This is a genomic window from Rhodobaculum claviforme (assembly GCF_016653255.1).
In the GTDB taxonomy this organism is placed as follows: domain Bacteria; phylum Pseudomonadota; class Alphaproteobacteria; order Rhodobacterales; family Rhodobacteraceae; genus Rhodobaculum; species Rhodobaculum claviforme.
This window is the reverse complement of record NZ_NHSD01000179.1, coordinates 1-3,160: the sequence shown is the minus strand read 5'-3', so window position 1 is coordinate 3,160 and position 3,160 is coordinate 1. Positions and strand designations below refer to the sequence as shown.

Sequence of the window (3,160 nt, the reverse complement as noted above, 5' to 3'; positions counted from 1 at the left end):
CGTCTGGCGGATCACGATGCCACGCTCGTGCAGCACCACACGCCCCAGCCCGAGCCCTTCGTTGAGCACGATCGCAGGCAACCGCACCGGCAGCAGCGCGGCGGTGTCCGAGTGCGATTCCTCGGTCGACACCAGCTCGCCGGAGGCGACCAGCTCGGCCAGCACCATGGCGACCGTCTCGAGGGTCTCCAGTTCTTCTTCGGCGTAGTTGCGCTGGGTGACGTTCTGGATCACCAGTACGCCGAGCACGCGGCCATCCCGTAGGATGGGCACGCCCATCAGGGACTGGAACGGGTCCTCGCCGGTTTCCGGGCGATAGGCGAAGTCGGGATGGTTCTGCGCGTCGGCCAGGCGTAACGGCCGGGCGTGCAAGGCGATGTTGCCGACCAGGCCCTCGCCGTTGCGCAGGCGGGTGGTATGCACCGCTTCCGGCTTCAGGCCTTCGGTGCCGAATAGCTCCAACACCTCGCCCGCGCGCATGACGTAGACCGAACACACCTCGGCCACCATGTCCTGCGCGATCAAGCGGACGACTTGGTCCAGGCGCTCCTGGGCCGTGCCGCCGCCCTTCATGATGTCGCGCAGGACCCGCAGCAGCCGACGGGAGCCGGCCCAGCCGAGGACCTGTTGCGTCATCCCAGACTAGCCTGTGGGAACGGGGTGGCAGGGAAAGCCGATCATTGCACCAGGCCTTCGCGGTTACTCGGTGTCCAGACCATAGGCCGTGTGCAGCGCGCGCAACGCGAGCTCGGTGTATTCCTCGGCGATCAAGACGGACACCTTGATCTCGGATGTCGAGATCACTTGGATATTAATGCCCTTTTCCGACAGCGTCTCGAACATGGTGCTGGCGACACCGGCGTGCGAACGCATGCCCACGCCGATCACCGAAATCTTCACCACGTTGGTGTCGGGCACCAGCTCGTCGTAGGCGAACCCGGAATCCTTATCCTGCAGCAGCTTGATGGTCCGATCATAATCGTCCTTGCCCACCGTGAAGGTGAGGTCGGTGTAGCCGCCCTCGGGCGACACGTTCTGGACAATCATGTCGACGTTGATGTGCTGCTTGGCGAGCGAACCGAACACCTGCGCCGCCGAGCCCGGCTCGTCGGGAACGCGGGTCAGGGTGATCTTGGATTCGTCCCGGCTGTAGGCGATCCCGCTGACGACTTCCTGTTCCACGATCTCGTCCTCGTCCACGATGAGAGAGCCCGGCTTGTCTTCGAAGCTGGAGAGCACCTGCACGCGCACATGGTGCTTCATCGCCATTTCCACGGCGCGGGTCTGCAGCACCTTCGCGCCCTGGCTGGCCAGTTCCAGCATCTCCTCGTAGGTGATCCTATCCAGCTTCCGCGCCTTGGTCACGATGCGCGGATCGGTGGTGTAGATCCCGTCGACGTCGGTATAGATGTCGCAGCGCTCCGCGCCCAGCGCAGCGGCGATCGCCACGGCCGACGTGTCGGAGCCGCCGCGCCCCAGGGTCGCGATCCGGTTGGTCTCGTCCACGCCCTGGAAGCCGGCGAAGACCGCCACCTGACCCTCGCCCATGCGGCGGACGATCTCCTCGCCCTCGATGCGTTGGATGCGCGCGCTGCCGTGGGCATCGTCGGTCAGGATCGGCACCTGCCAGCCCAGCCAGGAGCGCGCGGAAACGCCGATTTCCTGCAGCGCGATCGCCGCCAAGCCGCAGGTGATCTGCTCGCCCGCGGAGACGACCGTATCGTACTCCCGGGCATCGTACAGCTTCGAGGTGTCGCGGACGTAGCCGACCAGCTCGTTGGTGACCCCGGACATGGCGGAGACGACCAGACCGACCTCGTTGCCCGCGTCGACCTCCGCCTTGACCCGCTCGGCGACCTTCTTGATGCGCTCGACATTGGCGACGGAGGTGCCGCCGAACTTCATCACGATGCGGGCCATGGGCGCTCCTGGCCGTGGGGTGAATCTAGAGGCGGTGGGGCGATGGCGGACGGCCGAAAGGCGCGCCGCCATGGCTCAAGGCGGGGCGGTCAAGGAGCATGGCAGCGGCCAGGTGCCGCGCCGAGGTTGCCCCTCGCACAGCGGCCACCCATACTCTACACGCGCTTCGCAGCGCAAGAAATCGCGCCGCAGTCCGCGCACATTGCGCGAAATCTCTCCCCGCGTCGCTAAGGAGCCAAGCGTCCATGGACCAGCCGCCTACCGCGGCCGCCGACCCCGCCACACCGCCGCCAGCGCGCGTCGAAGGCGTCAGCGTCGACCCTCAAGAAATCGGCAAGTTCGCCCGCATGGCGGAAAGCTGGTGGGACCCCGAGGGCGATATGAAACCGCTGCACGCCCTCAACCCTGTGCGGGTCGGCTACATTCGCGACCGACTGGCCACCCGGTTGACCCAGACACAAGCCCCGGGCGAATCGCTGCAGCCATTGGCAGGCATCTCTATCCTGGACGTCGGCTGCGGCGCCGGGCTTCTGGCGGAGCCGCTGGCCCGCCTGGGCGCGCGGGTCACCGGCATCGACGCATCGGCCGAAGCGGTCAAGACCGGCAAGGCGCACGCGGAAATGCAGGGCCTGGCGATCGACTACCGGATCGGCACGGTGGAAGCCCTGGCCGAAACCGGCCAGCAGTTCGACGCGGTGACGATCATGGAAGTGATCGAGCATGTGCCCGATGTCGACACCTTCCTGGCGACCTGCGGCCGGTTGGTACGCCCTGGCGGACTGGCCGTCGTCTCCAGCGTCAACCGCACGGCGAAGTCCTTCCTGTTGGCCAAGGTCGGCGCGGAATACCTGCTGGGCTGGCTGCCGCGCGGCACCCACGATTGGCGGCGGTTCGTCAAACCGTCGGAAGCCGCCCGCGGTCTGCGCGCCGGCGGCCTGCGGATGGCCGAGGTGGCTGGCGTCGCGTTCGATCCGCTGACAGGCTGGCACACGGCCCGGGATAGCGATGTCAACTACATGATCCTGGCCGAAAAACCGGCCGGCGGTTGACGCGGCAGCCCCGTGCCCCTTGGATTCCCGCGCCTGCCAACACAAAGTGTGTGGCGACGGCGCGAAGCCGCGTACGCCCGCGACTGCTCATCAGCCGGCCGCGTCGGCACGACGGACCAACACACCTAACCGCGAAGAGACAGCCGAGAAGGGACACCATGTCGCTGACCAAGACGCTCGCAAGCTGTGCG

General features: G+C 66.9%; 3 protein-coding genes. 1 reads left to right on the top strand and 2 read right to left on the bottom strand.

Annotated features, from left to right (window positions below):
• Both CCR87_RS05945 and CCR87_RS05940 read right to left on the bottom strand, forming a co-directional pair.
• Positions 1-636: GAF domain-containing protein (locus tag CCR87_RS05945; protein ID WP_201156641.1), on the bottom strand; the 636-nt coding region annotated here is incomplete at its 3' end.
• Positions 637-699: 63 nt separating this feature from the next.
• Entirely contained in the window at positions 700-1,920 is a 1,221-nt protein-coding gene (locus CCR87_RS05940) for an aspartate kinase (RefSeq protein ID WP_027287526.1), read from the bottom strand.
• 245 nt (positions 1,921-2,165) lie between these two features.
• Between CCR87_RS05940 and ubiG the strand changes: the two genes are divergently transcribed.
• Positions 2,166-2,969: a bifunctional 2-polyprenyl-6-hydroxyphenol methylase/3-demethylubiquinol 3-O-methyltransferase UbiG gene (gene ubiG / locus CCR87_RS05935; protein ID WP_027287525.1), complete on the top strand. Its 804-nt coding sequence runs from the start codon at positions 2,166-2,168 to the stop codon at positions 2,967-2,969.
• The last annotated feature ends 191 nt before the right edge of the window (positions 2,970-3,160 follow it).

Bases quoted from the DNA above. Each gene is read 5' to 3' on its own strand.
- ubiG (WP_027287525.1), top strand. From the start codon at position 2,166: ATGGACCAGCCGCCTACCGCGGCCGCCGACCCCGCCACACCGCCGCCA.
- CCR87_RS05940 (WP_027287526.1), bottom strand. From the start codon at position 1,920: ATGGCCCGCATCGTGATGAAGTTCGGCGGCACCTCCGTCGCCAATGTC.